We start from the raw sequence: 26,160 nt of genomic DNA on the forward strand, positions 1-26,160 counted from the left end.
TTTGGCAGGAACAAATATGGCCACCAAGAACACCGCAGCCGAAACCGAAACCGATACCGACGGCCCGCTGATCGACCTCAACGAGGCCGACGTCAAAAAGCTGATCGCGCGCGGCAAGAAGCGCGGGTACCTGACCTATGACGAGCTGAACGCGGCGCTGCCGCAGGACGAAATGTCGTCCGAGCAGATCGAGGACATCATGTCGGCGATTTCCGACATGGGCATCAACATCGTCGAAAGCGACGAGGATGTGCAGGAAGAGGCCGACGCCGAACCCGACGACGAAGTCGATGTCAGCGCCGGCACCGGTTCGGTGTCCAACCCGGCGATCGAAAAGAAGAAGGAAACGGTCGATCGCACCGACGATCCCGTGCGCATGTACCTGCGCGAAATGGGCGCGGTCGAATTGCTGTCGCGCGAAGGCGAAATCGCGATTGCCAAGCGCATCGAGGCGGGCCGCGACACGATGATCCTGGGGCTGTGCGAAAGCCCGCTGACCTTTAACGCGATCATCGACTGGTCGACCGCACTGAACAACGGCGACATGCAGCTGCGCGAAATCGTCGACCTCGAAGCGATGCTGTCGAAAGATCCGGCGCCCGAAAATCTCGATGAAGAAGGCGCCGAAGACGACGGCGAAATCAGCGAAAAGACCGCCGGCGTGTCGTTCAAGGACTAGGACGAGGTTGAAGAAGAACCCGCCGCTGAGTCGGATGACGAGGACGGCGAAAGTTCGTCGGGCAAGCGCGAAACCTTCGAAGAGGATGAGGAAGACAACACGCTGAGCCTCGCGGCGATGGAAGAATTGCTCAAGCCCGACGCGCTCGAGAAATTCGCGAACATCACCAAGAGCTTCAAGGCGTTTTCAAAGCTGCAGGAAACGCGGCTCGACGCGCTGTCGACCGCCGGCGAATTTCCTTCGGCGTCGGAAAAGAAATATCACAAGCTGCGCGAGGAGCTCACCGCGCAGGTCGAGAGCGTGCAGTTCCACAACACCAAGATCGAATATCTGGTTGATCAGCTCTACAGCTACAACCGCCGCCTGACCGCGCTCGGCGGCCAGATGCTGCGCCTCGCCGAGCGTCACAAGGTGCCGCGCAAGGCGTTCCTCGACAATTATGTCGGGCGAGAGCTGGAAGAGAACTGGATCGACGGTGTCGGCAAGATCGACAAAAAATGGGCCGCCTTCGCCGAAAATGAAGCCGGCGCGGTCGACCGCATCCGCATCGAAATCTCGGAAATTGCACAGGCGGCGGGCATGAGCCTGACCGAATTCCGCCGCATCGTCAACATGGTCCAGAAGGGCGAGCGCGAGGCGCGCATCGCCAAGAAGGAAATGGTCGAGGCGAACCTGCGCCTCGTGATCTCGATCGCCAAGAAATACACCAACCGCGGCCTGCAGTTCCTTGACCTGATCCAGGAAGGCAACATCGGCCTGATGAAGGCGGTCGACAAGTTCGAGTATCGCCGCGGCTACAAGTTCAGCACCTATGCGACCTGGTGGATCCGTCAGGCGATCACGCGCTCGATCGCCGACCAGGCGCGCACGATCCGCATCCCGGTCCATATGATCGAGACGATCAACAAGCTGGTGCGGTGCAGCCGTCAGTTCCTCCACGAAAGTGGCCGCGAGCCGACGCCTGAAGAAATGGCCGAGCGCCTGTCGATGCCGCTCGAAAAGGTCCGCAAGGTGATGAAGATCGCCAAGGAGCCGATTTCCCTCGAAACGCCGATCGGCGACGAGGAAGACAGCCACCTCGGCGATTTCATCGAGGACAAGAACGCGGTCATCCCCGTCGACGCCGCGGTGCAGTCGAACCTGAAAGAGACGGTAACCCGCGTCCTGGCGTCACTCACCCCGCGCGAAGAGCGTGTGCTGCGCATGCGCTTCGGCATCGGGATGAACACCGACCATACCCTCGAGGAAGTCGGCCAGCAGTTCAGCGTGACCCGCGAACGCATCCGCCAGATCGAGGCGAAGGCGCTGCGCAAGCTGAAGCACCCGAGCCGTAGCCGCAAGATGCGGTCATTCCTCGACCAATAAGCTTTTGCTTCCGCTCATATGGTATAGGCGGTCCGGCAACGGGCCGCCTTTTTCTTCTGCTGCGCCGCACAATTTTTTGCGCCGATCCTCTTTAAATCTTCATATTTGAACGCCAGGTAGCTGTCGTCACCAGATGCGGCGCGCTTCATCAGCGGTTCAGGCGCTGCCTATCAGATGGCAATCATTCCCAATCGATGGGAATGATTTCATGATCCAGAGTGGGCGGTTCAGCGCGACCGACCCCAAAAAGCTCGGATATTTGGGGGATTGCTCAAATTGGCACGGCCTTTGCGATGCATCCGGCATCGGCGCGAGGCAGTGCTCGCCGCCCAAGAGAAAGACAAGAAGATGGAAAACGAAACCACCAACCTTTTCAACCGCCGCGACACCTTTTTCGGTATCTGCGAGGCCGTTGGCCAGGACTTTGGCTTCAACCCGCTGTGGCTGCGCCTCGCCTTCGTCGCGCCAATCTTCTTCTTCCCGGTCCAGACCTTCATAGGCTATTTCGCACTTGGCGGCGCAGTGCTCGCCTCGCGCCTGCTCTTCCCGGCAAAAACCGCTGCAACCGCAGCCCCGGCATTGACCACGGTCGAAGATAATGCGCAGCCCAGCGAGCCGGCTGAGGAGTTCGCGCTCGCAGCTTGAGCGGAACCGGCCGGACAATCCCTCTCCCCGCGTCCGGCCTACCCGCGCAGATGGCGTCCAACGGACGCGATCGCATGGACCGGCAAGCTTCCCCCGGGGCTTTCCGGTCCCTTTGCGTCTGTCCCTGACTGAAACAGCGCCGGTACAAATCGAGGCTCGCGTATAAACGTGACGTTTACGACGTTGCCCTATGACTGACCGTTGATATTCCCCGGCCTGGCCTTTGCGGCCCGCGCCACAGGCGAGGAAAACGCGTTGAGCCAATCGACCCAGCCCCTGCTACAGCCGCGCGGCGTCGCCGAAATGCTCGATTCGCTGGTCGCCAGCGACGGCACCGGCGCGCATCCGCACGTCCGCGCCGGCGCGCTGTCGAGCGGCGCGCAAGCAATGCGCAATCTGGCCGATGCCGTCCATTTCCTCTGCCTCCTTCACGGCCGCCACCCAGGTGTCATCGACAATGCCGCGCGCAAGGCGGTCGACCCGGCGTCGCGCCAATGGATGGACGAAGCCGCCGATGCCTTTGTCCAGGAACGTGCCTTTCTGTCGAAAATCGCTTCGGCGGTCGGCCCGGTGCCCAGCACCCAGGGCCAGGCGCAATGCGAGGCCGCGGTCGCCGCGCAGCGCAAGGCGATCGACATGCTCGCCGAATCGGATCGCCACGGCTGCGCCGTCGGCGCCGCGATCGCGCTGACGCTCGACTGGCGGACGATCCGCGTCCTGCTCGACATCAGCGCCCAGCGGCTCGACATGACGCCGCCGACCTGCACCCTGCCCGACCTGCGCGACACGGCGCGACTGGCCGGAACGGTGGCGGCCAGCCCTGCAGTCGAACGCGCGATGCTGTTCGGCGCCCAGCAGCTGATCACCCAGCATAGCGGGCTGTGGGATCTGATGGCAGCGCGCGCGGCGAGCCGGGCGACTTCCTAAATTGCCCTCCCGCTTGCGGGAGGGGAGACAAGCTTGCACCCTCCCCCTCGCCTCGCTATGCCCGCCCTTGATTGACGTTCACGTTAAGGGAAAGACGAGCCCATGCGTTTCGATGGAACCAGCGCCTATATCGCCACCGACGATCTGAAGGTCGCGGTCAACGCCGCGACGCTGCTGCGCCGTCCGCTGCTGGTGAAGGGTGAGCCCGGCACCGGAAAGACCGTGCTGGCCGAAGAAATCGCCAAAGCGTTCGACGCGCCGCTGATCACCTGGAACATCAAGTCGACGACCAAGGCCCAGCAGGGGCTGTACGAATATGACGCGGTGGCGCGGCTGCGCGACGGCCAGCTGGGTGAAGAGCGCGTCCACGACATCCGCAATTACATCCGCAAGGGCAAATTGTGGGAGGCGTTCACCAGCCCCAAATTGCCCGTGCTGCTGATCGACGAGATCGACAAAGCCGACATCGAATTCCCGAACGATCTGCTCCAGGAACTCGATCGCATGGCCTTCCATGTCTATGAAACCGACGAGACGGTGACCGCGAAGGAACGCCCGATCGTCGTCATCACCTCGAACAATGAAAAGGAACTGCCCGACGCCTTTCTGCGTCGCTGTTTCTTCCACTATATCAAATTCCCCGACCGTGACACGATGGCCGCGATCGTCGACGTCCATTTTCCGGGGATCCAGAAGACGCTCGTCAGCCGCGCGATGGACATTTTCTACGAAGTCCGTGACGTGCCGGGCCTCAAGAAAAAGCCCTCGACCAGCGAACTGATCGACTGGCTGAAGCTGTTGCTCAACGAGGATATGCCGCTCGAAGTCCTCCAGAACCGCGACGTCGGCAAGGCGATCCCGCCGCTCCACGGCGCGCTGCTCAAGAATGAGCAGGATGTGATGCTGTTCGAAAAGCTGGCATTCATGGCACGGCGTCAGGGGAGCTGAGGACCGCCGCTACGTCTGCATTCGTTCGTATCGGGCTGGAAAAACTCTAAAGCTGGTACGCCACCTCGACATCGCCCCAGCGCCGGCCGTTGATGACGACCGGGGTATAGACGTTGCGCACGGTGACATAGTTGGTGCCGTCGCCCTCCTGGCGATAGACCGCCATGAAGAAGGAGGCGCTGCTGCGCTTGGCCGCCTTGTCGGTATCGTCGAACAGGATGCGGCCGTTGCGGCAATAGGCGGTATCGTGCGCGACGTCGCCGGTTGGAGCGCGCGAACATGCGGTGATATGCGTCGGCAGGAAGCCGTTCATGTCGCCCGCCGATGACATCTTCACTTCGGGATGGTTCGCGACGACATCGTCGAACAGCGGCCGCCAGTTGGCGTCGGCCCAATCGCACAAGGTCGTGCGGAAGCGTTCGGGGTTCGACCCCGGAACGCGGACATAATTGGTGTCGAACAATTGCTCCATCGTCAGATCGCCGTTGGCGATTGCACGCTCGGCTAGCGCGACGAATTTGTCGCGCACCTTGGCCGCCAGCTCGACGACCGCCGAATCCTGCGGGCTGACCCCCGCCGAGATGACCGCGTTGAACATGCGGTTCGACACGTGCTCCATCGACAGGATCGAGGTGCGGGTACCTTCCAGCGTGGTGCGATTGTCGCGCACCGATCCGACCACCCGGTCAACCGCCTCGCGGACTTTCGCGCCATTGGCGTGCACCATCGCACTCGACTGTGCGATCCGGTCGCTCTGGTCGTCGAGCAGCGCGACGAGGTGCGTCGCGTCGTGCAGCGCATCGGTGATCGTTTCAAACTGCACCTCGGCACGGCTCGATTGCTCAACCCCGGCTTGGATTTCGGTGACCAGCCCGCCGGCTTCGGCGGCGAGGCTGCCGATGCTGCGGCGGATTTCGTCGGTCGCGCCGCGCGTGTTCTGCGCAAGCTTTTTCACCTCGGCGGCGACGACGGCAAAGGTGCGACCGGCATCGCCAGCGCGTTCGGCTTCGATCGCGGCATTCAATGCGAGCATGTTGGTGGTCTTGGCGATCTGTTCGATCGACTGGCTAACCTGCTGCACCTGCTCCATCACCGCGGCGAAGTTGGTGACATGCGTACCCAGCCGCGCGACCAGATCGATGACCGAACGAAATTCGGTGACTGCGGCGTTGACGCGCTCGGCACCGGTATCAAGCTGTTCGCAAGCGCGCGCCGAGAGCAATTTCGCTTCGTCGGTCGAATCGGCGATCTGGCGCTGGTCGGCCTCGAGGCTCACGACAAAGTCCTCAAGCCGGCCAAGCTCGTCGATTTGGCGGTCCATCTGGTCGGTCGACCGCTTGATGCGCCCCGCCGCCTCGCTGCACCCCACGGCGAGTTCGCCGCAGTCGCCGGCGACCGACTGGTCGAGCACCGGTCCTGCCGGATTGATCGGATCATATTTCATGCGCGCACCCACATTTGGAATCATGCGTGAGTGATGACCGATAATGGTTAACGGGGGGTCAATGGGCGCTGCTGACCCCGCGCGCGGAATGCGGCTTTAGGGTGAGAAGCGGTCTCAATAGCTTCGTCACCGCGGACTTGATCGCGGGTCCTGACCCCTTGCGCAGCCTGACGCTTTGAGATCGGATGGATCCCGGTTCCAGTCCGCGACGACGACAGTGTAGGTCCGCGACTGGTGTTAGCGGTTCCGCACCTTCCGTTTACGTAAAGTGATTGCACCGCACGCCGCGACGCGATACGCCTCCCCCATGTTTTTCGGCTTTCTCGACGAGCTTCGCGCCGCGGGCATTCCCGCCAGCCTGAAAGAGCATCTGATGCTGCTGGAGGCGCTCGACCGCGAGGTGATCGACCGCAGTCCCGAGCAATTCTACTATCTGTCGCGCGCGATCTACGTGAAAGACGAAGGCCTGCTCGACCGCTTCGACCAGGTGTTTAACAGGGTCTTCAAGGGCATCATTTCCGATTATGGCCAGAACCCGGTCGACGTCCCAGCCGACTGGCTGAAGGCAGTAGCCGAGAAATTCCTCACGCCCGAGGAAATGGCGGCGATCGAAGCGCTCGGCGACTGGGACAAGATCATGGAGACGCTGAAAGAGCGGCTCGAGGAACAGCAGAAACGCCACGAGGGCGGCAGCAAGTGGATCGGTACCGGCGGCACCTCACCCTTCGGCAATTCGGGCTACAACCCCGAAGGCGTGCGGATCGGCGGCGAGAGCAAGCACAAACGCGCGCTGAAAGTCTGGGAAAAGCGCGAGTTCGCCAATCTCGACAACACCAAGGAACTCGGCACCCGCAACATCAAGATCGCGCTGCGCCGCCTGCGCAAATTTGCGCGCGAGGGCGCCGCCGACGAGCTCGACATTCCGGGCACGATCGACGGCACCGCGCGGCAGGGCTGGCTCGATATCAAGATGCGCCCCGAACGGCGCAATGCGGTTAAGCTGTTACTGTTTCTCGACGTCGGTGGCTCGATGGACCCGTTCATCAAGCTGTGCGAAGAATTGTTCAGCGCCGCGACGACCGAATTCAAGAATCTCGAATTCTTCTATTTCCACAACTGCCCCTATGAAGGCGTGTGGAAGGACAACAAGCGCCGCTGGTCCGAACGCCACCAGATGTGGGACATCCTTCACAAATATGGCCATGACTATAAAGTGATCTTTGTCGGCGACGCGTCGATGAGCGCTTATGAAATCACCCATCCCGGCGGCAGCGTCGAGCATTTCAATGAGGAATCCGGCGCGGTCTGGCTCCAGCGGATCACAAAAGTCTATCCCGCCGCGGTGTGGCTCAATCCCGTGCCCGAGGCGCATTGGGGCTACACCCAGTCGGTGAAACTGATCAAACAGCTGATGAACGACCGCATGTATCCACTGAGCCTGTCGGGCCTCGACGACGCGATGCGCGAGTTGACGCGCAAGCATTGAGCCCCATGGGTCATCGCGGCGAAGGCCGGATCTCACCCTGTCGAATGAACGCACCGACGAGATCCCGGCTTTGGCCGGGATGACGATTCCTATACGAGCCGCCATCCGCTAGAGACGCCTCATGATCGACCTCCCGCTCGTCACCATCCTGCTGCTCACCGGCTTCATCAACCTCATCGGCGCGCTCGCTTACGCCGCACGGATCGCAGGCGTTCGGACACGGCGGATTGCGATGTCGTTTGCGCTGTTCAACATCCTCGTGCTCTTTTCGCGCACCTCGAACAGCTTTCTTGGCCCCTTCCTCGCCAAACGGATCGAAACGCGATTGCATGACGGCAACGGCGCCTCGCTGTTCATCGACATGCAGCTGGTGCTCGCTGCGGCAAGCGTCGCAACGCTGATCGGTATCCTCCTCGTCCCCACCGGACAGCGCATGTTTGCCGCCGCAATCGGCTGGTATCAGGCCAATCGTTCGACCGCCAAACTGGTGGCAAAGGCGATAAGCCCGAGCGGACTGCGCACGCTGCGCCGATCGCTGACTGTCCCCAGCCTCGCGCACCTCAAGGGCTGGAAGATGCCAAAGGGGATCAGCTGGGGTGTACTGATCGCCAACTGTCTCGCACAGTCGCTGCTCGCCGTGGGCGTCGTCGCCTCGCTCTACGCGGGTTATCTGGCGCCTGAATTCCGCGTCACCGCGTCGCAGCTGTCGGCGCTGATCAACGGCTTTGCGACGATCCTGCTCTTCGCCTTTATAGACCCGCAACTGTCGGTGATGACTGACGACGCGGTCGAGGGAAAGGTCGATGAGGCGGAGTTCCGCCGCGCGATCACCTTCATCTCGCTGAGCCGCCTCGCCGGCACGATCCTGGCGCAAGCGCTGCTGCTGCCCGCAGCGCTGCTAATCGCCTGGGTCGCCGTCTATGTCTGACGCGCCGCGCGGCCAGTCGCGCTTCCACGCCGTCCGAATGCGGCTCGAGGCAATGGCCGTCGAGCCTGGACCGCGCGGCTGGTTCCTCGAATTTCTCGTCTTCGGGTTCAAACAAGGTTGGGCGTGCCTGTTCGGCGGCCTGATGCTCACGCTGCTGCTCGGCACGCACCTGTTCTGGCCCGCGGATGCCCCGCTCCATCGCTATGACGCGATCACGATCGGCGCGGTGCTGATCCAGCTCGGCATGCTCGCCTTCCGGCTTGAAACGCCGAAGGAAGCGCTCGTCATCCTGATCTTTCACATCGTCGGCACGGTGATGGAATTGTTCAAGACCGCCGCGGGATCGTGGCAATATCCAGAGGCGAGCCTGCTCCACATTGGCGCGGTGCCGCTATTCTCGGGCTTCATGTATGCCGCGGTTGGCAGCTATATCGCGCGCGTCTGGCGGATCTTCGATTTCCGCTACACGGGTTACCCGCCGGTATGGGCCAGCTACGCGCTCGCCGCCGCGATCTATGTCAATTTCTTCGCGCATCATTGGCTGTACGACATCCGCTGGTTGCTGTTTGCGGTGACCACGCTGCTGTTCTGGCGCTGTCAGGTGTGGTTCCGCCCGCTCCATGTCCATCGCCCGATGCCGTTGCTCGTCGGCTGGGGACTGGTCGCGCTGTTCATCTGGTTCGCCGAGAATATCGGGACGTTTGCGCGCGCGTGGACCTATCCGAGTCAGGATGCCAGCTGGCACATGGTGGGGGTCGAGAAGCTCGGCAGCTGGTATCTGCTGATGATCATCTCGTTCGTGCTGGTGAGTTTGGTGCAGCGGCCGCAAGCGCCGGATCATCCGTAGCGCGGCCGCCTCACTCTCCCCTCCCAGCAACGGAGGGGAAACTTAGGCAAACGGCTGGTCGATCGACGGCGGCGGATCGCTGAACCATTTCGGGCCGCTGTCGGTCATATGGAAACAATCCTCCAGCCGGATCCCGAACTCGCCCGGAATATAGATGCCGGGCTCGTTCGAAAAGCACATGCCCGGCGCCAGTCTCGTCGTTTCGCCGCGCACCAGATTGACGGGCTCGTGCCCATCAAGGCCGATGCCGTGGCCGGTGCGGTGCGAGGTGCCGGGGAGTTTGTAGCCCGGACCCCAGCCCAGGCCTTCGTAATAAGCACGCACCGCGTCATCGATCTTGCCCGCGGGGGTGCCGAGCTTAGCCGCGGCAAAGGCGACATCCTGTCCCTTGCGCATCTGGTCCCACACCTGCCGCTGGCGCGGGCTGGCTTTGCCATATACGAAGCTGCGCGAGATGTCGGACTGATAACCGTGAATGGTGGCGCCGCAGTCCATCAGCACGACCTCGCCGCTCTTGACTGCCTGCGGCTTGCCGCTGCCGTGCGGATAGGCACTCGCTTCGCCGAGCAGGATCAGCTCGAATTCGCTCTTGCCGCCGAGCGCACGCGTTGCGGCGGCCATGATCGCGCCGATCTGCGCGGGAGTCATCCCCGCCTCGATCCGCGGCGCGGTATGGCGATAGGCGGCGATGGTGACATCGTTCGCGACCTGCATCAGCGCGATTTCCGCAGGCGATTTGTGCATCCGGCACCCGCGCACCACCGGCGCGCCGTTGACGACGGTCGCGCCCGCCATCGCCTTTTCAAGCCCGTCGACCGCGAAATAGCGCACCGTTTCCTCGACGCCGATCTTGCCCTTGGTCAGCCCGCGTTTGCCGAGCCATGTCGCGACGGCGGCGAGCGGATTGTCATCCTCGTTCCACGTCAGCACCTCGGCCTCGACGCCCAGGCTTTCGCGCACCGACGGTGCCTCGAAAAATGGCGTCACCACCGCAATCTCGCCTTCGCGGGTCAGCACCGCTGCGGTCAGTCGCTCACTGCGCCACCACTGGACACCTGTAAAATAGACCAGGCTCGAACCAGGCTCGATCAGCAGGGCGTCCATGCCCTCGGCGCGCAGCAATTGAGCCGCCCTGGCGATCCGCGCCAAGCGCTCGGCAGCGCCAATCGGAACCGCGTTGGCCGCCAGATTGGGAAGTCCGCTGGTGTCGGCGGCCCATGCCGACAAAGGCAGCGTTGCACCCAGCCCGCCGAGGGCCGCGGTGCCAAGAAATTGCCTGCGCTGCATCGTCTTCCGCCTTCCACGTTCAGTAAATCAGGACGTCCGCAATTTCATCGCGCCATGCTGCCTCATCGGGCCTCGCCATTGCATCGAGATCACCCGCCGCCGCGGCTGCATCATCCACCCACTCGCGCAGGCCCGGACCGCCGTTGATTACGTCTATCGCCAGCACATCGTCGGTGTATTCATATTTGAAGTCCTTACCGCGCCAGATCGGGTAAGCCGGATAGAGTGACCGGATCGCCTTGAACCCCAGTGCCTGCACCCGCCACGGCTGGAACGACGCATCGTCATACCACGGCCCCTCGGCATGGATATGGACGCCGCTGTTGAGTTGGCCGGCGTGTTTGTGAAAGGTCGGCTGGAACCAGATATCGCGCAGCTTGCACCCTGCCAGCCAATGCGGCGCAAGGCGGTGCATCTCGGCGATCACCGCCTTGGCGTCGATGTCGGGGGCGCCGAAAATTTCGAGCGGGCGGGTCGTGCCGCGGCCTTCGCTGAGCGTGGCGCCCTCGACCATCACGGTGCCGGCATAGGCGCGCGCCATGTTGACGTTCGCGGCATTGGGGCTGGGGTTGATCCACACGCGATCGCTGGGCCAGCCATGATCTGGGCCGACGGCGGGGCGCCACCCTTCCATTTCGATCACGCGGTAATCGACGTCGAGATCGAAGTGGCGAATGAACCAGCTCCCCATTTCGCCCATCGTCAGCCCGTGGCGCATCACCATCGGCGCCGCACCGACAAAACTCTCCCAGCCGGGACGGAGCAGCGTCCCTTCGACGGGTCGCCCTGCAGGGTTTGGGCGGTCGAGCACCCACACCGCCTTGCCGTGTTTCGCCGCGGCTTCAAGCATGTAAAGCAGGGTTGTGACATAAGTGTAGATGCGGCAACCGAGATCCTGGAGGTCGATCAGCACGACGTCAAAGGTGTGCATCGACTGGCCGGTCGGGCGGCGCACTTCGCCATAGAGGCTGAAACACGGAACGCCATGCACGGGGTCGGTGAAGTCGGGCGACTCCATCATGTTGTCGTGCAGGTCGCCGCGTACCCCATGCTGCGGTCCGAACACCGCGGTGACATTTACCCCTGCCACGACGAGCGCGTCGAGGCTGTGGGTCAGGTCGGCGGCGACCGAGGCGGGATGCGCGAGCAGCGCGACGCGCTGGCCCGCCAGCGGCGCGCGCAGCGCGGGATCGGCGAGCAGGCGATCGATTCCGAATGTCATCGTCATGCCGCGCCCGGTGCCGCAAGCGTGAGCGCAAAGCAATCGGGATGATGGAAATCGGGTTTGCCGGGCGGATGCGCGAGCGCCCAATAGCTTTTGGTGCCATCGAGTTCTTCAATGACCGCGCAGGCGCGAAAGCTTCGACCCGGTGTCGGGAAATATTCCCGGCTCGACGCGCAGCGCATATTGCGCATCGCTGCGCTCGGCGACCATCTCCCACGGCGCGAGCTCGTCGGGGCGCAGCAGCGAGCGGTAATCGTCGAACTGATAACAGGCCCAGCGGCCGTCGGGGGCATAGTTGAATTCGGTATAGTCGGGCTGCCCCTCTTCGGTCAGGAACGCCTCGAAACAGGTGCCTTGCCACAATCCGTCGGTCGCGCTGTCGGCGATGACGAGCTGGCCGTCGCCGGGGGCAGCCAGCGATATCGCCCACCGGGCCCTCGACGAAATAGCGCAGCGCAAAGCCGTCATCGAACGACAGCGTGACCTCAACCGCGACCGACCGGACGGTTCGGGCCGGGGTGTCGGGGTGGCAGACCAGCGCTTTGCGAATGCTATCCAAAACTCCAACCCCATGCTAAGCGCCCGCCCGCTATGACGAACCATCAATCCGACCTGCTGCGCGTCCTCGATCAACGGGGCTATATCCACCAGATGACTGACGCGGAAGGGCTCGATGCACTTGCCGCCAAACAGGTCGTCCCCGGATATATCGGTTTCGACGCAACCGCGCCCAGCCTGCACGTTGGCAGCCTGGTCCAGATCATGATGCTGCGGCGCCTGCAACAGACGGGGCACAAGCCGATCGTGCTGATGGGCGGCGGGACGACGCGGATCGGCGACCCGACCGGGCGCGACGAAAGCCGCAAGATGCTGTCCGACGAGACGATCGCCGCGAACATAGCGTCGATTTTCAGCATCTTTGAGCAATTCCTGACCTTTGGCGACGGGCCGACCGACGCGGTGATGGTCAATAATCAGGATTGGCTGGGGCAGCTTGGTTACATCGAATTGCTGCAGGAAGTCGGCACCCATTTCACGATCAACCGCATGATGACCTTTGATTCGGTGAAGCTGCGGCTCGAACGCGAACAGCCGATGACCTTCCTCGAATTCAACTACATGATCCTGCAGGGCTATGATTTCCGCCATCTGTCGAAAGACATGGGGGTGCGGCTCCAGATGGGCGGGTCGGACCAGTGGGGCAATATCGTCAACGGCATGGAACTGGGCCGCCGCATGGACGGCGCCGACCTCTATGGCCTGACCACCCCGCTGCTGACCACCGCGGCGGGCGCCAAGATGGGCAAAACCGCCGCTGGCGCGGTGTGGCTTAATCAAGATCAACTGTCCCATTTTGAGTACTGGCAGTTCTGGCGCAATTGCGACGACCGCGACGTCGGCCGCTTTTTGAAGTTATTCACCGATCTGCCGCTCGATGAGATCGCGCGGCTCGAGAAACTCGATGGCGCCGAGATCAACGAGGCAAAGAAGATGCTGGCGAACGAACACCGCAATGTGCCGCGGCGAGGACGCCGCGCCGTCGGCCGCCGCCGCAAACCTTTGAAAAGGGACAGATTGGTGGCGATCTGCCGCAGGCCGCCGCGCCCCGGAAGGGATCAGCGTCGTCGACGCGCTGCGTGAACTGGGCTTTGCCGCGTCGAACAAGGAGGCGCGACGCAAGCTCGACGAGGGCGCAGTCAAGGTGAACGGCGTCGTCATTCGCGACCCGCATCATCGGATTCAGCCGGATGCCGATCCGGTGCCATTGAGCCTGGGCGCGAAAAACATGGCCTTGTGACGCGGTAAGGCGCAGAAACGCGTTTGCAATCTTCAGCAATCGAGCGGATCTTATGCCCAAACCAACAAAGGTCCACAAAAATGCGCAAGATCGACATCAGCAAGGCCCATTATGTCGGGCTCGACCAGCGAATTGCTCCGCTAGCGCGCGTCTATGTTCGCTTGCCCTTCGTCATGCCCGACGGACGGCGGAAATGTGCACCTGCGTCAACATCAGCGCCGACGGTATGCTAATGCGCTTCGAGCGCGGGCTTGAGATCGGTGACCTCGTCGTGTTCCGCATGCCGATCATCGGTCGCACCGCGGCCAAGGTCGTGTGGTCGCTGGGCGGCAAGACCGGCGTGCAGTTCGACCGGTCGATCGCGGTCGAAGATTATCTACCGATGATCCGCGCCATGGGCGCGCGGGCGGACGTCAGCTAACCACTTCTGAGCAGCGGCACCGCCGCATCGCGTTCGAACGGATACAGGCGGTGCCGCACCGCCTCGCCGCGAGCGCCGTCCATGCCCCCGTCGCGTTCGACAAACAGCCGCGCATCGTCGTGCGCGACCGGTAACTAATCGCACGGCTGTTCGGCACTCGCCAGCCCATAATCGGCGTCGCCCGACTGCGGAGCCCGAGCAGTTCGCCACCTCCGCGCAGCTCCAGATCCTTTTCGGCGATCACGAACCCGTCGTTCGTCTCGCGCATCAGCGCCAATCGATCGCGCGCGGTTTCGGACAGGTTTTGCGAGCGCAGCGAGCAAGCACCGATTTCGCCGCGCCGCGCCGACGCGCCGCGCAGCTGGTGCAGCTGCGCCAGACCGAAGCGATCGGCATGTTCGACGATCATCAGGCTGGCGGCGGGGACATCGACCCCGACCTCGATCACCGTTGTCGCGACCAGCGCCCCGATTTCCCGGCCCGAAACCGCGCCATGACGTCATCCTTGTCCGGCCCCTTCATCCGGCCATGAACCAGCCCGGCGCGGTCGGCGCCCAACCGCTCGCGCAGCACGCGCGCTCCTCGGCGGCGGCGAGGCTCGCTCATCTCGCTCTCGGCGACCAAAGGGCAGACCCAGGTACGCCTGCGCCCCGGTGGCCAAGTGACGCTCAATCCGCCGACCACTTCGTCGAGCCGGTCGACCGAGACGACGCGGGTGTCGACCGGAGTGCGCCCGGCGGCATTTCGTCGATCCGCGACACATCCATCTCGCCATGATTGGCGAGTTGCAGCGTGCGCGGGATCGGGGTCGCGGTCATCACCAGCAAATGCGGCGGGCGTGCAGCTTTCTGAGTGAGCATCAGCCGCTGCGCGACGCCGAACCGATGCTGCTCGTCGACGACCACCAGCGCCAGATCGCGATATGCCACCGCATCCTGAAAAATCGCATGGGTGCCGACGAGAATGTCGATGCTGCCGTCGGCCAGCCCCATCAGCGTCGATTCGCGCACCCGGCCCTTGTCGCGTCCGGTCAGAATCGCGATGTTGACCGGCAGCCCCGCGAGCATCGCCTGCAAGGTCGCGAAATGCTGGCGCGCCAAAATCTCGGTCGGCGCGAGCAGCCCCGCTCGCGTTCCCGCCTCGACCGCCGCCAGCATCGCGCGCAGCGCAACAGTATCTTGCCCGAGCCGACATCGCCCTGCAGCATCCGCGGCATTGGGGTTTCACGGCCCATGTCGGCAGCAATTTCGTCGCCCACCGCTCCTGCGCGCCCGTGAGCCCGAACGGCAGCTGCAGCGCGCCGATCAGCCGCCCGTCGCCGACGACCGCGCCCCTTGCGCTTGCGCAGTCCCTCACGGATCAGCATCAACGCGACCTGGCTGGCGAAAATCTCGTCCTAGGCGAGCCGGTCGTGCGCGGCGATGTCATGCGGGCTGGCATGCGCGCGCGCCAACGCCTCGCGCCCTGCGGGCCAGCCGCGGCTGGTGAGCAGCGGCCCGTCGATCCATTCGGCGAGTTCGGGCCGCCGTTCGAGCGCGATCTCGACCAGCTGTGACAGCCGCGCATTGGTCAGCCCTTCGGTCAGGGATAGACCGCCTCGCTCGTCGCAATCGCCTCGGCGCTCCCGGTTCGCTGACATGGTCGGGATGGACGATCTACCGCATCTCGCCATAGCTGTCAGGGCGGCCCGACACCTGCCGCGCTTCGCCGAGCGGGAACAGCTTTTCGCCAGCCCCGACGTTCGCCCGAAACAGACGAGCCGGACATGATCGCCCGCGCCATCGAACGCATCGACCCCGAACGGCGCGCGCGGGCTGCGGCCCGAGCGGGTAGTCCTGCGCGGTGAGCGTGATGATGATCTGCTGCCCCGGCTGCGCATCGTCGAGGCGATCGACCGGATGGCGCTGGACGAGCCCGGTCGGCAGGTGGAACAGCACATCGACGACGCGCTCCAGCCCGAGCCCGCGCCAGCGGCCAGAAGCTGCGGCCCGACACCTTTGAGGTCGGTGAGTGCGGCAAAGAGCGGATTGAGGATTTCGGGTCGCATGGTTCATCGTGTCTAACGCTGACCGCGCAAAGTTACACCCCTCTCCCCTTGCGCGAGAGGGCGGGGACTACCAGCTTGCTCGTTAGTCGCAGCGGGTGAGGGTATGCGCTTGCAAAGCAAGCGCGCGCTCGCCGTGCGCGCGCACCCTCATCCAACTTCGCCTGGCCGCAAAGCGGCAAGGCTCCTATCCTTCTCCCGTCGAGCGAGAAGGGAAAAGAAACAGATGACCGACCGCCTCAAACGCCTGAAATTCCGGGCCTGGCATCGCGGCACGCGCGAGGCTGACTATATGATCGGCGGCTTTTTTCGAGCCGCTATGCCACGACGTGGGGCGAGGACGAGATCGCCTGGTACGAAATCGTCGTCGAGGAAGACGACGTCGATATCATGGCGTGGGCGCTCGGCACCGGTGAGCCGCCCGCGCATCTGAACCGGCCCGAGATGATCGCCGCGATGCGCCGCCTGGACTATATCCCGCTGCCATGACGATCCCTGCCGCCGACATTTTCGCCGCGATTGGGTCGGCAACGACCCCGCTGACACTGGCGCGCGCGGCTGACGGGTTCCTGCCGCTGCTCCTCGCCGATCTGGCGCGCGCCAGCGACAAGCGCCTCGCTTATATCGCGACCGACGACACCGCGATGCAGGCAATTGCCGACGCCGCACCCTTCTTTGCGCCCGATCTCACCGTCCACCGCTTTCCCGCGTGGGGATTGCCTGCCCTACGACCGCGCCGGGCCGTCGATGCGTGTCAGCGCCGACCGGCTGGCGACTTTGTCGGCGCTGCAAGCCCCGGCCGCGCGGCGAGCTGATCCTCACCACCGTTGCCGCGATCCCCAGCGCGCGCTGACCCCGTTCCGCATCCGTCAGCTCGCGACGACGCTCGCCGCCGGGCAAAGGATCGACCGCGATCCGCTTGCGGAACTGCTCGTCGCGAACGGTTTCAGCCGCGTCGACACCGTCGCTGACCCAGGCGAGTTTGCGGTGCGCGGCGGCATCGTCGACCTGTTTCCCGCCGGTGAAGGGAACGGCCTGCGCATCGATTTCTTCGGCGACGAGCTGAAAGCCTCCGCCGCTTCAACCCGCCGATCAGCGCAGCCGCCCCTGCAGGCGCTGCCTCTCCCCGCCACCGAAGCCCTGCTCGATCAGGACAGCGATCAAGCGCTTCCGGTCCCGCTACCGCGAAATGTTCGGCGCCCAGGCCACCGGCGATCCGCTGTATCAGGCGGTCAGCGACGGGCGGCGACTGGCCGGCATGGACCACTGGCTGCCGCTGTTCGAGGCCGGCTGGTCACGCTGTTCGACCACATCGACCGGCGACCCCGGTGCTGCGCGGCCACCGCAGCGGCGGGCGACCGCCGAGACGCGCTTTGCCGCGATCGCCGATTATCACCGCGAACCGCGTCGCGCCGCTGGGCGAGTCGACCGGCAGCTACCGCCCGCTGGCCCCGACCACGCTCTATCTGCACCGCGACCGAATGGGCGGGCGCGGCCAGCGCCGCCCGATCCACATCATCACCCGTTCGACGCCGCACCGCGCCGCAAGGTCATCGATTTCGGACGTTCGCCAGCGCGCGATTTCGCCCCCGAACGCGCGCCGACCTCAATATTTACGACAAGGCCGCCAAGCACCTGCGCCGATGAACGCGCGTCGCCAAGGGACGCCGCACGATCATCGCCGCCTATTCCGGCGGCGCACGCGATCGCCTGTCGGGTTACTGCCGAGCATGGCGCCACGTCGCCCGCCGCGCCGACGGCTGGCAGGAAGCGCTCGGGACTGCCTCGGCCGAAAGCGGCGGCCCGACCGCGCTGGTCCTGCCGCTCGACCACGGCTTTGCCTCCGACGCGATCAGCCCTCCTCACCGAACAGGACATCCTCGGCGACCGCCTCGTCCGCCGCCAGAAGCGCCGCAAGAGCGCCGACGCTTTCCTCGCCGAACTCTCGGCGCTGACGCCCGGCGACCTCGTCGTCCACCTGGACCACGGCATCGGCCGCTACGAGGCTGAAATCGATCCCGGTCGGCAACAGCCCGCACGACTGCGTGATGCTGACCTACGCGGGCGGCGACAAGCTTTACATCCCGGTCGAGAACCTCGACGTCCTGTCGCGCTACGGCGGCGAAAGCGACGGCGTCGCGCTCGACCGGCTCGGGGGCGAAGCGTGGCAGCGGCGCAAGGCGCGGCTGAAGGAGCGCATCCGCGAGATCGCCGACGAACTGCTGGCGACCGCGGCGCAGCGCGCGCTGCGCTCGGGCGCAGTGCTGCTGCCAGGACGCCGCCTACACCAGTTCGCCGAACGCTTCCCTTGGCAGGAAACCGAGGATCAGGAAGCCGCAATCGATGATGTGCTGGGCGATCTGGCCGCGGGCAAGCCGATGGACCGGCTGGTCTGCGGCGATGTCGGCTTCGGCAAGACCGAGGTCGCCATTCGCGCCGCCTTCGTCGCGGCAATGGCGGGGACACAGGTCGCGCTCGTCTGTCCGACCACGCTCCTCGCCCGCCAGCACTTCAGCCATTTCGTCAAGCGCTTCAGCGGGCTTCCCGCTGAACATCGGCCGCCTGTCGCGCCTCGTCCGCCGGCGAAGCGCAAGACCCGCGCCGGGCTGGCCGAGTGGCACCATCGACATCGTCATCGGCACCCATGCGCTGATGGCCAAATCGGTCGAGCTTCAAACAGCTCGGCCTGGTCATCGTCGACGAGGAGCAGCGCTTCGGCGTCAACCACAAGGAGGCGATGAAGAAGCTGCGCACCAACGTCGATGTGCTGACCCTCACCGCCACGCCGATCCCGCGGACGCTGCAAATGGCGATGTCGGGCCTGCGCGAACTCTCCATGATCCAGACCCCGCCGGTCGACCGCCTGGCGGTGCGCACCTATGTGATGCCATGGGACGCAGTGGTGATCCGCGAGGCCCTGCTGCGCGAGCATCATCGCGGCGGGCAGAGCTTCTTCGTCGTGCCGCGCATCGCCGACATGCCCGGAACATCGAGGAATTCCTGCGCCGACCGCGTGCCCGAAATCAACTATGTCGCCCATGGCCAGATGACCCCGACCGAGGTCGAAGAGCGGATGAGCGCGTTCTACGACCGCAAGTACGAGGTGCTGCTGTCGACCACGATCGTCGAAAGCGGGCTCGACATCCCGAGCGCCAACACCATCATCATCCACCGCGCCGACCGTTTCGGGCTGGCCCAACTGTACCAGCTGCGCGGGCGGGTCGGTCGGTCCAAGCTGCGCGCCTATGCCTACCTCACCACGCCCGAACACGGCGCGATCACCGACACCGCGGAAAAGCGCCTCAAAGTGCTGGGCGATCTCGACACCCTGGGCGCCGGGCTTCCAGCTCGCCAGCCACGATCTCGACATTCGCGGCGCGGGCAACCTGCGGGGCGAAGAGCAGTCGGGTCACATCGGAGAGGTCGGCTTCGAGCTCTACCAGTCGATGCTGGAGGACGCGATCCTGGCCGCCAAGGCCGAGGGCGCCGGCACCCTGCCGCCGCGCGAGGCACTACCCGCAGATCACCGTCGATGCGCCGATCATGATCCCGGAAGACTACGTGCCCGACCTGGCAGTGCGCATGGCGCTCTATCGCCGCCTCAACGACGCCGAGGATCGCGCGGCGATCGATCGCTTTCGCGGCCGAGATGATCGACCGCTTCGGTCCACTCCCGCCCGAAACAGCAAACCTCGTCCTCCTGATCGAGATCAAGGCAAACGCCCGGATCGCCGGGATTGCCAAGCTCGATGTCGGCACCAAGGCGCGCTGGTATCGTTCCACAGCGACCAGTTCGCAAACGTTCCCGGGCTGATCGCCTATGTCGAAACGGTTGAAAGGCGCCGCGGCTGCGCCCGACAACAAGCTGTCGGTGAGCGGCGATTAGGTGAGTACGGGCGCCCGTCTGAACGGCGCGCTGCAGTTATCGAAGGGATTGGGCAAGCTGGCGCGGCAGGTGGCCTGACCAATCCCGCGCCTGAAGGAGGGTTTTACGCCATCAACCCCAGCAACTGATCGCCCGGCACTGGTCCCGACTTCAAAAACCCCTGCCACGACGCGACGCCGAGCTCGGACAATCGCGCCAACTGGCGCTCATTCTCGATCCCCTCGGCCACCACCAGCAATCCCAGCGCGCGCGCCAGATCGGCGATCGCGCGAACCACGATGCGGTCGCGGTCGCTGCCATCGATGGTGCGGGTAAAACCGCTGTCGATCTTGAGATAATCGATTGGCAGCCGCGCAAGCAGCGACAGGCTGGAATAGCCGGTCCCGAAATCGTCGATCGCGATCGCGCAGCCGAGCGCGCGGATCTGTGCCAACTGCTCCGCCGCGCTCGCCGGATCACTCAGCATCGCCTGTTCGGTAAGTTCGAGGGTCAGCCGGTCGGGATCGATCTTCGCCGCTTTCGCCATCGCGGCGAACCGTCCCACAAATTCGGTCGCCCAGATCGGCTGCGGTGATGTTGAGCGACACGCGCAGCTTGGCCAGCGCTTTGGGCCATTGCGCCATTTCGGCCAGCGCGACGCGGTGCGCATGTTCAGTCAGCTCGCACTCGAGGCCGCGCCGCGCGCGCCGCCGTCACCAGCGGCCCGGCGCCAAGCAGGCCTAATTCGGGATGCTGCCAGCGCAGCAGCGCCTCGACCCCGATCATTTCGCCGGTACCGACGTCATATTGCGGCTGATAATGGATCAGCACCTCATTGCCCGACAGCGCGGCATGCACCATCACGCCATCGCGCGCCGATGCGGGGCGCGCGAGCTGGTCACCCGCGGTGCGCAGTTGCTCGGCCACCGACTCGTCGCGGACAATCAGCGCCGCGGCGATGCGGATCGACAGCCGCCCATTCGGATCACCGACGATCGGTTCGGCCAGCGCTACGTGCAACGCGCGCTCCTGCGCGCGTAATGCCCCCAGCGACATCGGGCTCGACGGCACGATCAGGAACCGCGGCCCGTCGAGCCGGTCGACGCACGACCCCTGCCCGAATTCGTCGCTGGCGAAATTTTCCAGCCGCCGCCCGATCTCGTCAAGCACCGCGTCGCCCGTCGCGGTCCCGGCACTACTATTGATCCGCGCCATCCAGTCGATCTGCACCAGGATGACGCCGGCGTCGGCGTCGTGACGCAGGTGCAGGGCTTCAAGTTTTCGGACACACGCAGACAGGGTTTCGGATAAGCGATTCATTGCGTCCCCCTAGCAGGCTTTGCTTGCCAAGTTCCTGCCTTTTGCATCACAAGAGCAGCGTGGCTGCCACATTTTCCCAACCTGCCGCATCGACGGCGCCATTGATCGACGGTCATGGTCGTCGAATCAGTGCCCTGCGCTTGTCGGTCACCGACCGCTGCGATCTGCGCTGTCGCTATTGCATGGCAGAGGATATGATTTTTCTGCCCAAATCGGCGGTGCTCAGCATCGAAGAAATGGGCGAACTGGCCGAGCGATTCGTCGCGCGGGGGATTCGCCGCATCCGCCTGACCGGCGGCGAGCCCCTGGTGCGGCGCGGCATCGATACGCTGGCGATGCGATTGGGGCGATGGTCGGTCGCGGCCTCGATGAGCTGACGCTGACCACCAACGGCATGCGGCTGGCCGAACATGCCCCGATGCTGGCGGCGGCTGGCGTTCGACGCATCAACGTCAGTCTCGACACCCTCGACCCCGCCGCTTTCCGGCACATCACGCGCGTCGGCGACGTCGATGTCGCGTTGCGCGGCATCGCCGCGGCGCGCGCCGCAGGGCTGGCGGTCAAGATCAACATGGTCGCGCTCGCGGGGCTCAATGACGATCAGCTCCTGCCGATGTTCGATTATTGCGCCGCGACCGGCTGCGATCTCACGCTCATCGAAACAATGCCGCTCGGCGAGGTCGAAGACGACCGGAGTGATCATTATATTCCGCTCCACCACTTCATCGCTCCACTGCGCGAAACGCACGCGCTGTACCTGTCGACCAGCGCACCGGCGGTCCGGCGCGCTATTTCTCGGTCGAGGCAGCCCGGTCACGCTGGGCCTGATCACGCCTTTGTCGGACAATTTCTGCGCGACTTGCAATCGCATCCGCCTGACCGTCGAGGGGCGCGTCTATATGTGCCTGGGGCAGGACGACCATGTCGATCTGCGCGCGGCGCTGCGTGAAGCTGGCGACGTCGATGGGTTGATTGATCTGGCATTGGCTGGCAAACCCCGCGCGCATGACTTTCACATCGAACGAAAGTCCACACCGGCGGTCGCGCGTCATATGAGTGCAACGGGCGGCTGAAAGCCTGTCCGCTAGGGGAACCGGACCAATATGCATCGCAAGATCGCGCTTGTCGCATCGAACGCGCCCGCCGCCATGGAAGCCGAGGCCGAGCTGCGCCCACTCTATGACTTCGTCGACCTGAACGAGGCCGATTTGCTGATCGCGCTCGGCGGCGACGGTTTCCTGCTCCACATGCTGCACCAACTGCTCGACCAGCGGCGCAGCATGCCGGTGTTCGGGATGAACCGCGGCACCATCGGCTTTTTGATGAACGAGTTTCGCGTCGAAGGCCTGGTCGACCGGCTCGCGGCGGCGCGTCCCTTTTTGATCCATCCCTTGAGCGGCGACATCACGACGATCAGCGGCGAGCGCCATATCCTGCCCGCAATCAACGATTTCACTGCTCCGCGAAACGCGCCAGGCGGCGAAGCTCGAAGTGCTGATCAACGAAAAGACGATGCTCGAGGAACTGGCGTGCGACGGGGTGCTGGTGTCGACCCCGCGGGATCGACCGCCTATAACCTCAGCGCCAACGGACCGATCTTGCCGCTCAGAATCCGAAATGCTGGCGCTGACCCCGATCAGCCCGTTCCGGCCGCGCCGCTGGCGCGGTGCGCTCGTCCCCGAATCGACGAGCATCCGCTTCAACGTCCGCGAGGCAGCGAAGCGCCCGGTCAGCGCCGTTGCCGACCAGCGCGAGATCCGCGATGTGAAGACCGTTCTGGTCACCACCGACCGCAGTCGGCCGCTGACTTTGCTGTTCGATCCTGATCAAGGGCTCGACGAACGCATCGCGATGGAACAATTTATCGTCTGAGCAGAGCCTATCCCGCCAAAACCCTCTTGATAAAGTTGACGGCTCGCGGCAAAGGGGCCGCCTTGCCCGCATCGGCGGGATGTTCCTCGGTAGCTCAGCGGTAGAGCAATCGACTGTTAATCGATCGGTCGTAGGTTCGAATCCTACCCGGGGAGCCATTTCTTTCGTTTAGAGATTTGAAATTGCGGGGCGTTCTGCCCTGCCCCGCTCAGATCTCCCACACCCTTTCCCACACCAGCCGAGTAATTGACCGCTTCTGGCCGAGCCAATGCCTGCCACTCATCGCGGTCGAAAATAATGTTTTCGTTTCCTCCGATTGCTCGATTCGACTTGCTCCAATAATCGTGTCACGTTGCATTCCGTAACAACCGGGGAGGGTCTTGCTGTGGCTTCAAAACGGACACCGGAAGATATTGGCAGCATGATCGGCATATTCGTCGGCATGTTTGTCGCTGGCGTTATTGCGATTGCCGTTGCTTCAGAAGCGGGGACGATCGTGCGCTACCTAATCATGTCGGCGGGGCTGATCGTAGGCTGGTTGATTGGTCGCCAAATCGGTCGATCGAGAATGCGCTGACTGAACCGCACGCGTTAGCGCTGTCGCGCCGAGACACGCACTCGCTTGCCGGGATTGACGATAGCACCATCCGCTCGTGAATATCGTCCTGGTGGCGGCGGAGGCGATCGAGCACGCGCGCGTGCTCGATTTCGATGAGATCGCTGTTTTCCTGGCGGACCTTGCCTAGCCACTGATGCATCCGCGGCGTCGTCGACACCCACCGAGGCATTCGGCATCGCTGGCAGCTGTGGCTGACGCGCCAGCTCATTGCCCATTCCGAGCGGGGCGACGATATGACACTTGCACGGGTTCGGTTCGCCGCGGAGGGTGTCGGCGTTCGCCATGCGGGCGAAAACCCCTGCTCCCCGCTCCTGACCCGCCTCCATGGCAAGCTAATCGCGCTTGTTGGCGAGAGGGATCTGGCTCTTGGTGCCAAGATTGTGGCAGCCTGATAGCAGAAGCAGTTTCGCATCGGCCGCCGCGTTTGTCAGTAGCATCTAACCGACGGTTGTTGACAGAATTGAGCTGATATCCGCCATGGCGTCTCATTCGCGCTCGCGCGCCGCCGGCTCAATGGACAATCGCGACCAGGACGGACGATCGGCAGGTCGCCCGGGCGCGGCAATCACTTCCCTGATGGAAGATCATCAACAGATGATCTACAGGTGACGCATATTGCATGGATATGCACTACTTAAGGAACAACGGCTTGACATAGCCTATGCTTGCCTCCATATGGTATACCGATAAAGCATATCGCAGTAATATGCTCCATGAGTGATACAAATGCCCGCTTCGAAGAAAAATACTTATGCCCGTTACACATTGGCGGCGCTTGAGCGCCTTGGCCAGTTGGTTGCGGTCGCGCGCAAGGAACAGCGGGTGACCGCGCAGGACCTTGCCGAGCGGGTCGGCGTGTCGCGCGCGATGATCCAGCGGCTCGAAGCCGGCAATCCGAAAGTCGATATCGGCGTGGCTTTCGAGGCGTGCACGATCCTTGGCATCCCGCTGCTCGGCGAGGACGATGTGGGCAGCATGACATTGCGAGTCGAAGAAGGGCGCCGGCGACTGTCCCTCCTTCCACGTTATGCGCGCCCGCGCACGATAGAGCTCGCCGATGACTTCTGATTCCGCACTTCCCCGCGACGCGTTCGTCTGGACCTGGCTGCCCGGGACGAGCGAACCCGTCGTCGCCGGGCGGCTCGTTCGCATCGGCGACGAAGCGCATTTCGTCTACGGCCGCTCGTACCGCGAACGCGCCGATGCGGTCCCGCTCTATCTGCCCGAGCTGCCGCTCGGCGGCGAGACACTGCGCCCACCTGCGGGGCATTATATGGCGAGTTCACTGCGCGACGCGGCGCCCGACGCCTGGGGCCGCCGGGTCATTCTCAACCGGCTGTTCGGCGCACGCGGTGCCGAACTCGATGCGCTCGAGCTCGACGAGTTTGTCTTTCTCCTGCAATCGGGCTCGGACCGCATCGGCGCGCTCGACTTCCAGGCCTCAGCGCGCGCCTACACTCCGCGCGGGGGCGACGGCGCAAGCCTCGACGCGCTCATCGCTTCGGCCGAGCGGGTCGAGAATAATCTGCCGCTCTCGCCCGAGCTCGACCAGGCGCTGCATCATGGCAGCTCGATCGGCGGTGCGCGGCCCAAGGCGCTCATTACCGACGGCGACCGCAAATATGTCGCCAAATTCTCGAGCACGAGCGACACCTATAGCGTCGTCAAAGGCGAATATATCGCGATGCGGCTCGCCGCACACGCCGGGATCGACGTCGCGCCCGTGCGGCTCACGCATGCGTCGGGCAAGGATGTGCTGCTCGTCGAACGCTTCGACCGGACGCATGGACGGGCCGGCTGGGAGCGCCGCGCGATGGTGTCGGCGCTGACGATCCTCGAACTCGACGAGATGCAGGCGCGCTATGCGAGCTACCAGGATCTCGCCGAACAGGTCCGGCTCCGCTTCGCAGCGCCGAACGCGACGCTTCACGAACTGTTTGCGCGCCTCATGTTCAACATCCTTGTCGGCAATGTCGACGACCATGCGCGCAACCACGCCGCCTTCTGGGACGGGACATCGCTTCGTCTCACCCCGGCCTATGATATCTGCCCGCAGGCGCGCGCTGGCGGCGAAGCGAGCCAGGCGATGCTGATCCACGGCCAGGTCCGCGCGAGCCAGATCGCCGCTTGCCTCGACGCCGCCGGGCACTTCCACCTCGATCGCGCCCGCGCACTCGCGCTGGCGACCGCGCAGCTCGAGACGATCGGGACGAACTGGAAGCCGCTTGTCGACGAGTCTGGGCTGGGCGAGATCGACACCAAGCTGTTCTGGGGCCGCCAGTTCCTCAACCCGTTCGCTTTCTACGGCCTCGAAGGGGAAGCAGCCGCGCTCGCCGCGCGCGCCGACGTGATCCGCGCAGCGAACGCCTAGACAGGCTGCCGAGGCGACGAACCATCAAATAGACATCGCCCTTCTCCACTCCCTAATCCTCGGGTTTTA

28 protein-coding genes, 1 tRNA gene and 6 pseudogenes are annotated in these 26,160 nt (G+C 64.1%); 21 read left to right on the top strand and 14 right to left on the bottom strand.

Annotated elements, in window-relative coordinates:
• The first annotated feature begins 16 nt into the window (after positions 1 to 16).
• Positions 17 to 2,044: pseudogene (gene rpoD / locus IPF76_RS10440) on the top strand (RNA polymerase sigma factor RpoD).
• Positions 2,045 to 2,058: 14 nt separating this feature from the next.
• On the opposite strand, the gene IPF76_RS10445 reads toward rpoD, so the two are convergent.
• The gene (locus IPF76_RS10445; RefSeq protein ID WP_293843237.1) at positions 2,059 to 2,193 is read right to left on the bottom strand and encodes a hypothetical protein; all 135 of its coding nucleotides are present in this window, start codon (positions 2,191 to 2,193) and stop codon (positions 2,059 to 2,061) included.
• A gap of 199 nt (positions 2,194 to 2,392) precedes the next feature.
• Here IPF76_RS10445 and IPF76_RS10450 point away from each other — a divergent pair, with 199 nt between their 5' ends.
• From IPF76_RS10450 to IPF76_RS10460, 3 genes are all read left to right on the top strand, one after another.
• Positions 2,393 to 2,689 (top strand): PspC domain-containing protein, encoded by a 297-nt coding sequence (locus IPF76_RS10450; RefSeq protein ID WP_293843239.1) that lies wholly within the window; start codon positions 2,393 to 2,395, stop codon positions 2,687 to 2,689.
• Positions 2,690 to 2,992: 303 nt separating this feature from the next.
• The gene (locus IPF76_RS10455; RefSeq protein ID WP_293843829.1) at positions 2,993 to 3,616 is read left to right on the top strand and encodes a hypothetical protein; all 624 of its coding nucleotides are present in this window, start codon (positions 2,993 to 2,995) and stop codon (positions 3,614 to 3,616) included.
• Between the two features lie 102 nt (positions 3,617 to 3,718).
• Positions 3,719 to 4,564 (top strand): MoxR family ATPase, encoded by an 846-nt coding sequence (locus tag IPF76_RS10460; protein WP_293843241.1) that lies wholly within the window; start codon positions 3,719 to 3,721, stop codon positions 4,562 to 4,564.
• 46 nt (positions 4,565 to 4,610) lie between these two features.
• Here the strand turns inward: IPF76_RS10460 and IPF76_RS10465 are convergent, their stop codons facing one another.
• Entirely contained in the window at positions 4,611 to 6,008 is a 1,398-nt protein-coding gene (locus IPF76_RS10465) for a methyl-accepting chemotaxis protein (protein ID WP_293843243.1), read from the bottom strand.
• 307 nt (positions 6,009 to 6,315) lie between these two features.
• On the opposite strand from IPF76_RS10465, the gene IPF76_RS10470 reads away from it, so the two are divergent.
• The 3 genes from IPF76_RS10470 (at position 6,316) to IPF76_RS10480 (ending at position 9,269) form a co-directional block, all read left to right on the top strand.
• A complete protein-coding gene (locus IPF76_RS10470; RefSeq protein WP_293843245.1) occupies positions 6,316 to 7,494 on the top strand; it encodes a VWA domain-containing protein in 1,179 nt (392 codons plus the stop codon).
• Positions 7,495 to 7,615: 121 nt separating this feature from the next.
• Positions 7,616 to 8,422, top strand: coding sequence for a lipid II flippase Amj family protein (locus IPF76_RS10475; protein WP_293843247.1), 807 nt, complete (start codon positions 7,616 to 7,618; stop codon positions 8,420 to 8,422).
• Positions 8,415 to 9,269, top strand: coding sequence for a DUF817 domain-containing protein (locus IPF76_RS10480; RefSeq protein ID WP_293843249.1), 855 nt, complete (start codon positions 8,415 to 8,417; stop codon positions 9,267 to 9,269). The genes IPF76_RS10475 and IPF76_RS10480 overlap by 8 nt, the downstream gene beginning before the upstream one ends.
• A 42-nt stretch (positions 9,270 to 9,311) precedes the next feature.
• Here the strand turns inward: IPF76_RS10480 and IPF76_RS10485 are convergent, their stop codons facing one another.
• The 3 genes from IPF76_RS10485 to IPF76_RS20800 form a co-directional block, all read right to left on the bottom strand.
• Positions 9,312 to 10,556 (bottom strand): Xaa-Pro peptidase family protein, encoded by a 1,245-nt coding sequence (locus IPF76_RS10485; RefSeq protein WP_293843251.1) that lies wholly within the window; start codon positions 10,554 to 10,556, stop codon positions 9,312 to 9,314.
• 19 nt (positions 10,557 to 10,575) lie between these two features.
• Positions 10,576 to 11,778, bottom strand: a complete 1,203-nt coding sequence (locus IPF76_RS10490) for a DUF1343 domain-containing protein (protein WP_293843253.1) — start codon at positions 11,776 to 11,778, stop codon at positions 10,576 to 10,578.
• 114 nt (positions 11,779 to 11,892) lie between these two features.
• A complete protein-coding gene (locus IPF76_RS20800) occupies positions 11,893 to 12,249 on the bottom strand; it encodes a hypothetical protein (protein WP_366499495.1) in 357 nt (118 codons plus the stop codon).
• A gap of 123 nt (positions 12,250 to 12,372) precedes the next feature.
• Between IPF76_RS20800 and tyrS the strand changes: the two are divergent.
• Together tyrS and IPF76_RS10505 are read left to right on the top strand one after the other, a co-directional pair.
• Positions 12,373 to 13,579, top strand: a pseudogene (gene tyrS, locus IPF76_RS10500) (tyrosine--tRNA ligase).
• Between the two features lie 193 nt (positions 13,580 to 13,772).
• Entirely contained in the window at positions 13,773 to 14,000 is a 228-nt protein-coding gene (locus tag IPF76_RS10505; protein ID WP_293843255.1) for a PilZ domain-containing protein, read from the top strand.
• On the opposite strand, the gene IPF76_RS20805 is transcribed toward IPF76_RS10505, so the two are convergent.
• From IPF76_RS20805 to IPF76_RS20825, 5 genes are all read right to left on the bottom strand, one after another.
• Positions 13,993 to 14,448, bottom strand: coding sequence for a hypothetical protein (locus IPF76_RS20805; RefSeq protein ID WP_366499498.1), 456 nt, complete (start codon positions 14,446 to 14,448; stop codon positions 13,993 to 13,995). The genes IPF76_RS10505 and IPF76_RS20805 overlap by 8 nt on opposite strands.
• Entirely contained in the window at positions 14,445 to 14,606 is a 162-nt protein-coding gene (locus IPF76_RS20810) for a hypothetical protein (protein WP_366499500.1), read from the bottom strand. The genes IPF76_RS20805 and IPF76_RS20810 overlap by 4 nt, the downstream gene beginning before the upstream one ends.
• A 62-nt stretch (positions 14,607 to 14,668) precedes the next feature.
• Entirely contained in the window at positions 14,669 to 15,157 is a 489-nt protein-coding gene (locus IPF76_RS20815; protein WP_366499502.1) for a DEAD/DEAH box helicase, read from the bottom strand.
• A gap of 239 nt (positions 15,158 to 15,396) precedes the next feature.
• Complete coding sequence (locus IPF76_RS20820; protein WP_366499504.1) at positions 15,397 to 15,639, bottom strand: hypothetical protein; 243 nt, start codon at positions 15,637 to 15,639, stop codon at positions 15,397 to 15,399.
• Between the two features lie 16 nt (positions 15,640 to 15,655).
• On the bottom strand, positions 15,656 to 15,937 hold the full coding sequence (locus IPF76_RS20825; protein WP_366499506.1) for a hypothetical protein: 282 nt from the start codon (positions 15,935 to 15,937) through the stop codon (positions 15,656 to 15,658).
• Between the two features lie 333 nt (positions 15,938 to 16,270).
• Here IPF76_RS20825 and IPF76_RS10515 point away from each other — a divergent pair.
• The 3 genes and pseudogenes from IPF76_RS10515 to IPF76_RS10525 all read left to right on the top strand — a co-directional run.
• A pseudogene (locus tag IPF76_RS10515) lies at positions 16,271 to 16,533 on the top strand (succinate dehydrogenase assembly factor 2).
• On the top strand, positions 16,530 to 16,859 hold the full coding sequence (locus IPF76_RS10520; RefSeq protein ID WP_293843257.1) for a hypothetical protein: 330 nt from the start codon (positions 16,530 to 16,532) through the stop codon (positions 16,857 to 16,859). The pseudogene IPF76_RS10515 and the gene IPF76_RS10520 overlap by 4 nt, the downstream one beginning before the upstream one ends.
• A pseudogene (locus IPF76_RS10525) lies at positions 16,792 to 17,052 on the top strand (hypothetical protein); the annotation flags it as partial. The gene IPF76_RS10520 and the pseudogene IPF76_RS10525, both read left to right, overlap by 68 nt.
• Before the next feature lie 510 nt (positions 17,053 to 17,562).
• Here the strand turns inward: IPF76_RS10525 and IPF76_RS10530 are convergent.
• Both IPF76_RS10530 and IPF76_RS10535 read right to left on the bottom strand, forming a co-directional pair.
• Positions 17,563 to 17,877, bottom strand: coding sequence for a hypothetical protein (locus IPF76_RS10530; RefSeq protein WP_293843852.1), 315 nt, complete (start codon positions 17,875 to 17,877; stop codon positions 17,563 to 17,565).
• A 19-nt stretch (positions 17,878 to 17,896) separates the two neighbouring features.
• Positions 17,897 to 18,073, bottom strand: a complete 177-nt coding sequence (locus tag IPF76_RS10535) for a hypothetical protein (protein WP_293843259.1) — start codon at positions 18,071 to 18,073, stop codon at positions 17,897 to 17,899.
• Here IPF76_RS10535 and IPF76_RS10540 point away from each other — a divergent pair.
• From IPF76_RS10540 to IPF76_RS10550, 3 genes are all read left to right on the top strand, one after another.
• Positions 18,051 to 18,785 carry a DEAD/DEAH box helicase gene (locus tag IPF76_RS10540; RefSeq protein ID WP_366499557.1) on the top strand — a complete coding sequence of 245 codons (735 nt, stop codon included), beginning with the start codon at positions 18,051 to 18,053 and terminating at the stop codon, positions 18,783 to 18,785. The two genes, IPF76_RS10535 and IPF76_RS10540, sit on opposite strands and share 23 nt — an antisense overlap.
• Entirely contained in the window at positions 18,782 to 19,591 is an 810-nt protein-coding gene (locus tag IPF76_RS10545) for a helicase-related protein (protein ID WP_293843264.1), read from the top strand. The genes IPF76_RS10540 and IPF76_RS10545 overlap by 4 nt, the downstream gene beginning before the upstream one ends.
• A gap of 102 nt (positions 19,592 to 19,693) precedes the next feature.
• Complete coding sequence (locus IPF76_RS10550; protein ID WP_293843832.1) at positions 19,694 to 19,858, top strand: TRCF domain-containing protein; 165 nt, start codon at positions 19,694 to 19,696, stop codon at positions 19,856 to 19,858.
• Positions 19,859 to 20,033: 175 nt separating this feature from the next.
• On the opposite strand, the gene IPF76_RS10555 is transcribed toward IPF76_RS10550, so the two are convergent.
• Both IPF76_RS10555 and IPF76_RS10560 read right to left on the bottom strand, forming a co-directional pair.
• Entirely contained in the window at positions 20,034 to 20,474 is a 441-nt protein-coding gene (locus IPF76_RS10555) for an EAL domain-containing protein (RefSeq protein ID WP_293843266.1), read from the bottom strand.
• Between the two features lie 107 nt (positions 20,475 to 20,581).
• A complete protein-coding gene (locus IPF76_RS10560; protein ID WP_293843268.1) occupies positions 20,582 to 21,229 on the bottom strand; it encodes an EAL domain-containing protein in 648 nt (215 codons plus the stop codon).
• A gap of 101 nt (positions 21,230 to 21,330) precedes the next feature.
• Between IPF76_RS10560 and moaA the strand changes: the two are divergent.
• From moaA to IPF76_RS10590, 6 genes and pseudogenes are all read left to right on the top strand, one after another.
• Positions 21,331 to 22,302 (top strand): annotated as a pseudogene (gene moaA / locus IPF76_RS10565) (GTP 3',8-cyclase MoaA).
• A gap of 30 nt (positions 22,303 to 22,332) precedes the next feature.
• Positions 22,333 to 23,101: pseudogene (locus IPF76_RS10570) on the top strand (NAD kinase).
• Between the two features lie 83 nt (positions 23,102 to 23,184).
• A tRNA-Asn gene (locus tag IPF76_RS10575) sits at positions 23,185 to 23,259 on the top strand.
• A gap of 263 nt (positions 23,260 to 23,522) precedes the next feature.
• On the top strand, positions 23,523 to 23,678 hold the full coding sequence (locus IPF76_RS10580; RefSeq protein WP_293843270.1) for a hypothetical protein: 156 nt from the start codon (positions 23,523 to 23,525) through the stop codon (positions 23,676 to 23,678).
• 768 nt (positions 23,679 to 24,446) lie between these two features.
• Complete coding sequence (locus tag IPF76_RS10585; protein WP_293843272.1) at positions 24,447 to 24,788, top strand: helix-turn-helix transcriptional regulator; 342 nt, start codon at positions 24,447 to 24,449, stop codon at positions 24,786 to 24,788.
• Complete coding sequence (locus IPF76_RS10590) at positions 24,778 to 26,091, top strand: type II toxin-antitoxin system HipA family toxin (RefSeq protein ID WP_293843274.1); 1,314 nt, start codon at positions 24,778 to 24,780, stop codon at positions 26,089 to 26,091. Before IPF76_RS10585 ends, IPF76_RS10590 begins: the two co-directional genes overlap by 11 nt.
• The last annotated feature ends 69 nt before the right edge of the window (positions 26,092 to 26,160 follow it).

The organism is Sphingopyxis sp., from assembly GCF_016704835.1.
GTDB lineage: Bacteria > Pseudomonadota > Alphaproteobacteria > Sphingomonadales > Sphingomonadaceae > Sphingopyxis.

Excerpts from the sequence above, each read along its gene's own strand:
- IPF76_RS20815 (WP_366499502.1), bottom strand. The coding sequence starts at position 15,157 with ATGCTGGCGGCGGTCGAGGCGGGAACGCGAGCGGGGCTGCTCGCGCCG.
- IPF76_RS10505 (WP_293843255.1), top strand. The coding sequence starts at position 13,773 with ATGTGCACCTGCGTCAACATCAGCGCCGACGGTATGCTAATGCGCTTC.
- IPF76_RS20820 (WP_366499504.1), bottom strand. The coding sequence starts at position 15,639 with ATGTCAGCGAACCGGGAGCGCCGAGGCGATTGCGACGAGCGAGGCGGT.
- IPF76_RS10580 (WP_293843270.1), top strand. The coding sequence starts at position 23,523 with ATGATCGGCATATTCGTCGGCATGTTTGTCGCTGGCGTTATTGCGATT.
- IPF76_RS10470 (WP_293843245.1), top strand. The coding sequence starts at position 6,316 with ATGTTTTTCGGCTTTCTCGACGAGCTTCGCGCCGCGGGCATTCCCGCC.
- IPF76_RS20800 (WP_366499495.1), bottom strand. The coding sequence starts at position 12,249 with ATGACGGCTTTGCGCTGCGCTATTTCGTCGAGGGCCCGGTGGGCGATA.
- IPF76_RS10490 (WP_293843253.1), bottom strand. The coding sequence starts at position 11,778 with ATGACATTCGGAATCGATCGCCTGCTCGCCGATCCCGCGCTGCGCGCG.
- IPF76_RS10545 (WP_293843264.1), top strand. The coding sequence starts at position 18,782 with ATGAAGAAGCTGCGCACCAACGTCGATGTGCTGACCCTCACCGCCACG.
- IPF76_RS10485 (WP_293843251.1), bottom strand. The coding sequence starts at position 10,556 with ATGCAGCGCAGGCAATTTCTTGGCACCGCGGCCCTCGGCGGGCTGGGT.
- IPF76_RS10590 (WP_293843274.1), top strand. The coding sequence starts at position 24,778 with ATGACTTCTGATTCCGCACTTCCCCGCGACGCGTTCGTCTGGACCTGG.
- IPF76_RS10455 (WP_293843829.1), top strand. The coding sequence starts at position 2,993 with ATGCTCGATTCGCTGGTCGCCAGCGACGGCACCGGCGCGCATCCGCAC.
- IPF76_RS10465 (WP_293843243.1), bottom strand. The coding sequence starts at position 6,008 with ATGAAATATGATCCGATCAATCCGGCAGGACCGGTGCTCGACCAGTCG.
- IPF76_RS10585 (WP_293843272.1), top strand. The coding sequence starts at position 24,447 with ATGCCCGCTTCGAAGAAAAATACTTATGCCCGTTACACATTGGCGGCG.
- IPF76_RS20810 (WP_366499500.1), bottom strand. The coding sequence starts at position 14,606 with ATGAGCGAGCCTCGCCGCCGCCGAGGAGCGCGCGTGCTGCGCGAGCGG.
- IPF76_RS10550 (WP_293843832.1), top strand. The coding sequence starts at position 19,694 with ATGATCGACCGCTTCGGTCCACTCCCGCCCGAAACAGCAAACCTCGTC.
- IPF76_RS10450 (WP_293843239.1), top strand. The coding sequence starts at position 2,393 with ATGGAAAACGAAACCACCAACCTTTTCAACCGCCGCGACACCTTTTTC.
- IPF76_RS10475 (WP_293843247.1), top strand. The coding sequence starts at position 7,616 with ATGATCGACCTCCCGCTCGTCACCATCCTGCTGCTCACCGGCTTCATC.
- IPF76_RS10480 (WP_293843249.1), top strand. The coding sequence starts at position 8,415 with ATGTCTGACGCGCCGCGCGGCCAGTCGCGCTTCCACGCCGTCCGAATG.
- IPF76_RS10520 (WP_293843257.1), top strand. The coding sequence starts at position 16,530 with ATGACGATCCCTGCCGCCGACATTTTCGCCGCGATTGGGTCGGCAACG.
- IPF76_RS10560 (WP_293843268.1), bottom strand. The coding sequence starts at position 21,229 with ATGAATCGCTTATCCGAAACCCTGTCTGCGTGTGTCCGAAAACTTGAA.
- IPF76_RS10445 (WP_293843237.1), bottom strand. The coding sequence starts at position 2,193 with ATGAAGCGCGCCGCATCTGGTGACGACAGCTACCTGGCGTTCAAATAT.
- IPF76_RS10460 (WP_293843241.1), top strand. The coding sequence starts at position 3,719 with ATGCGTTTCGATGGAACCAGCGCCTATATCGCCACCGACGATCTGAAG.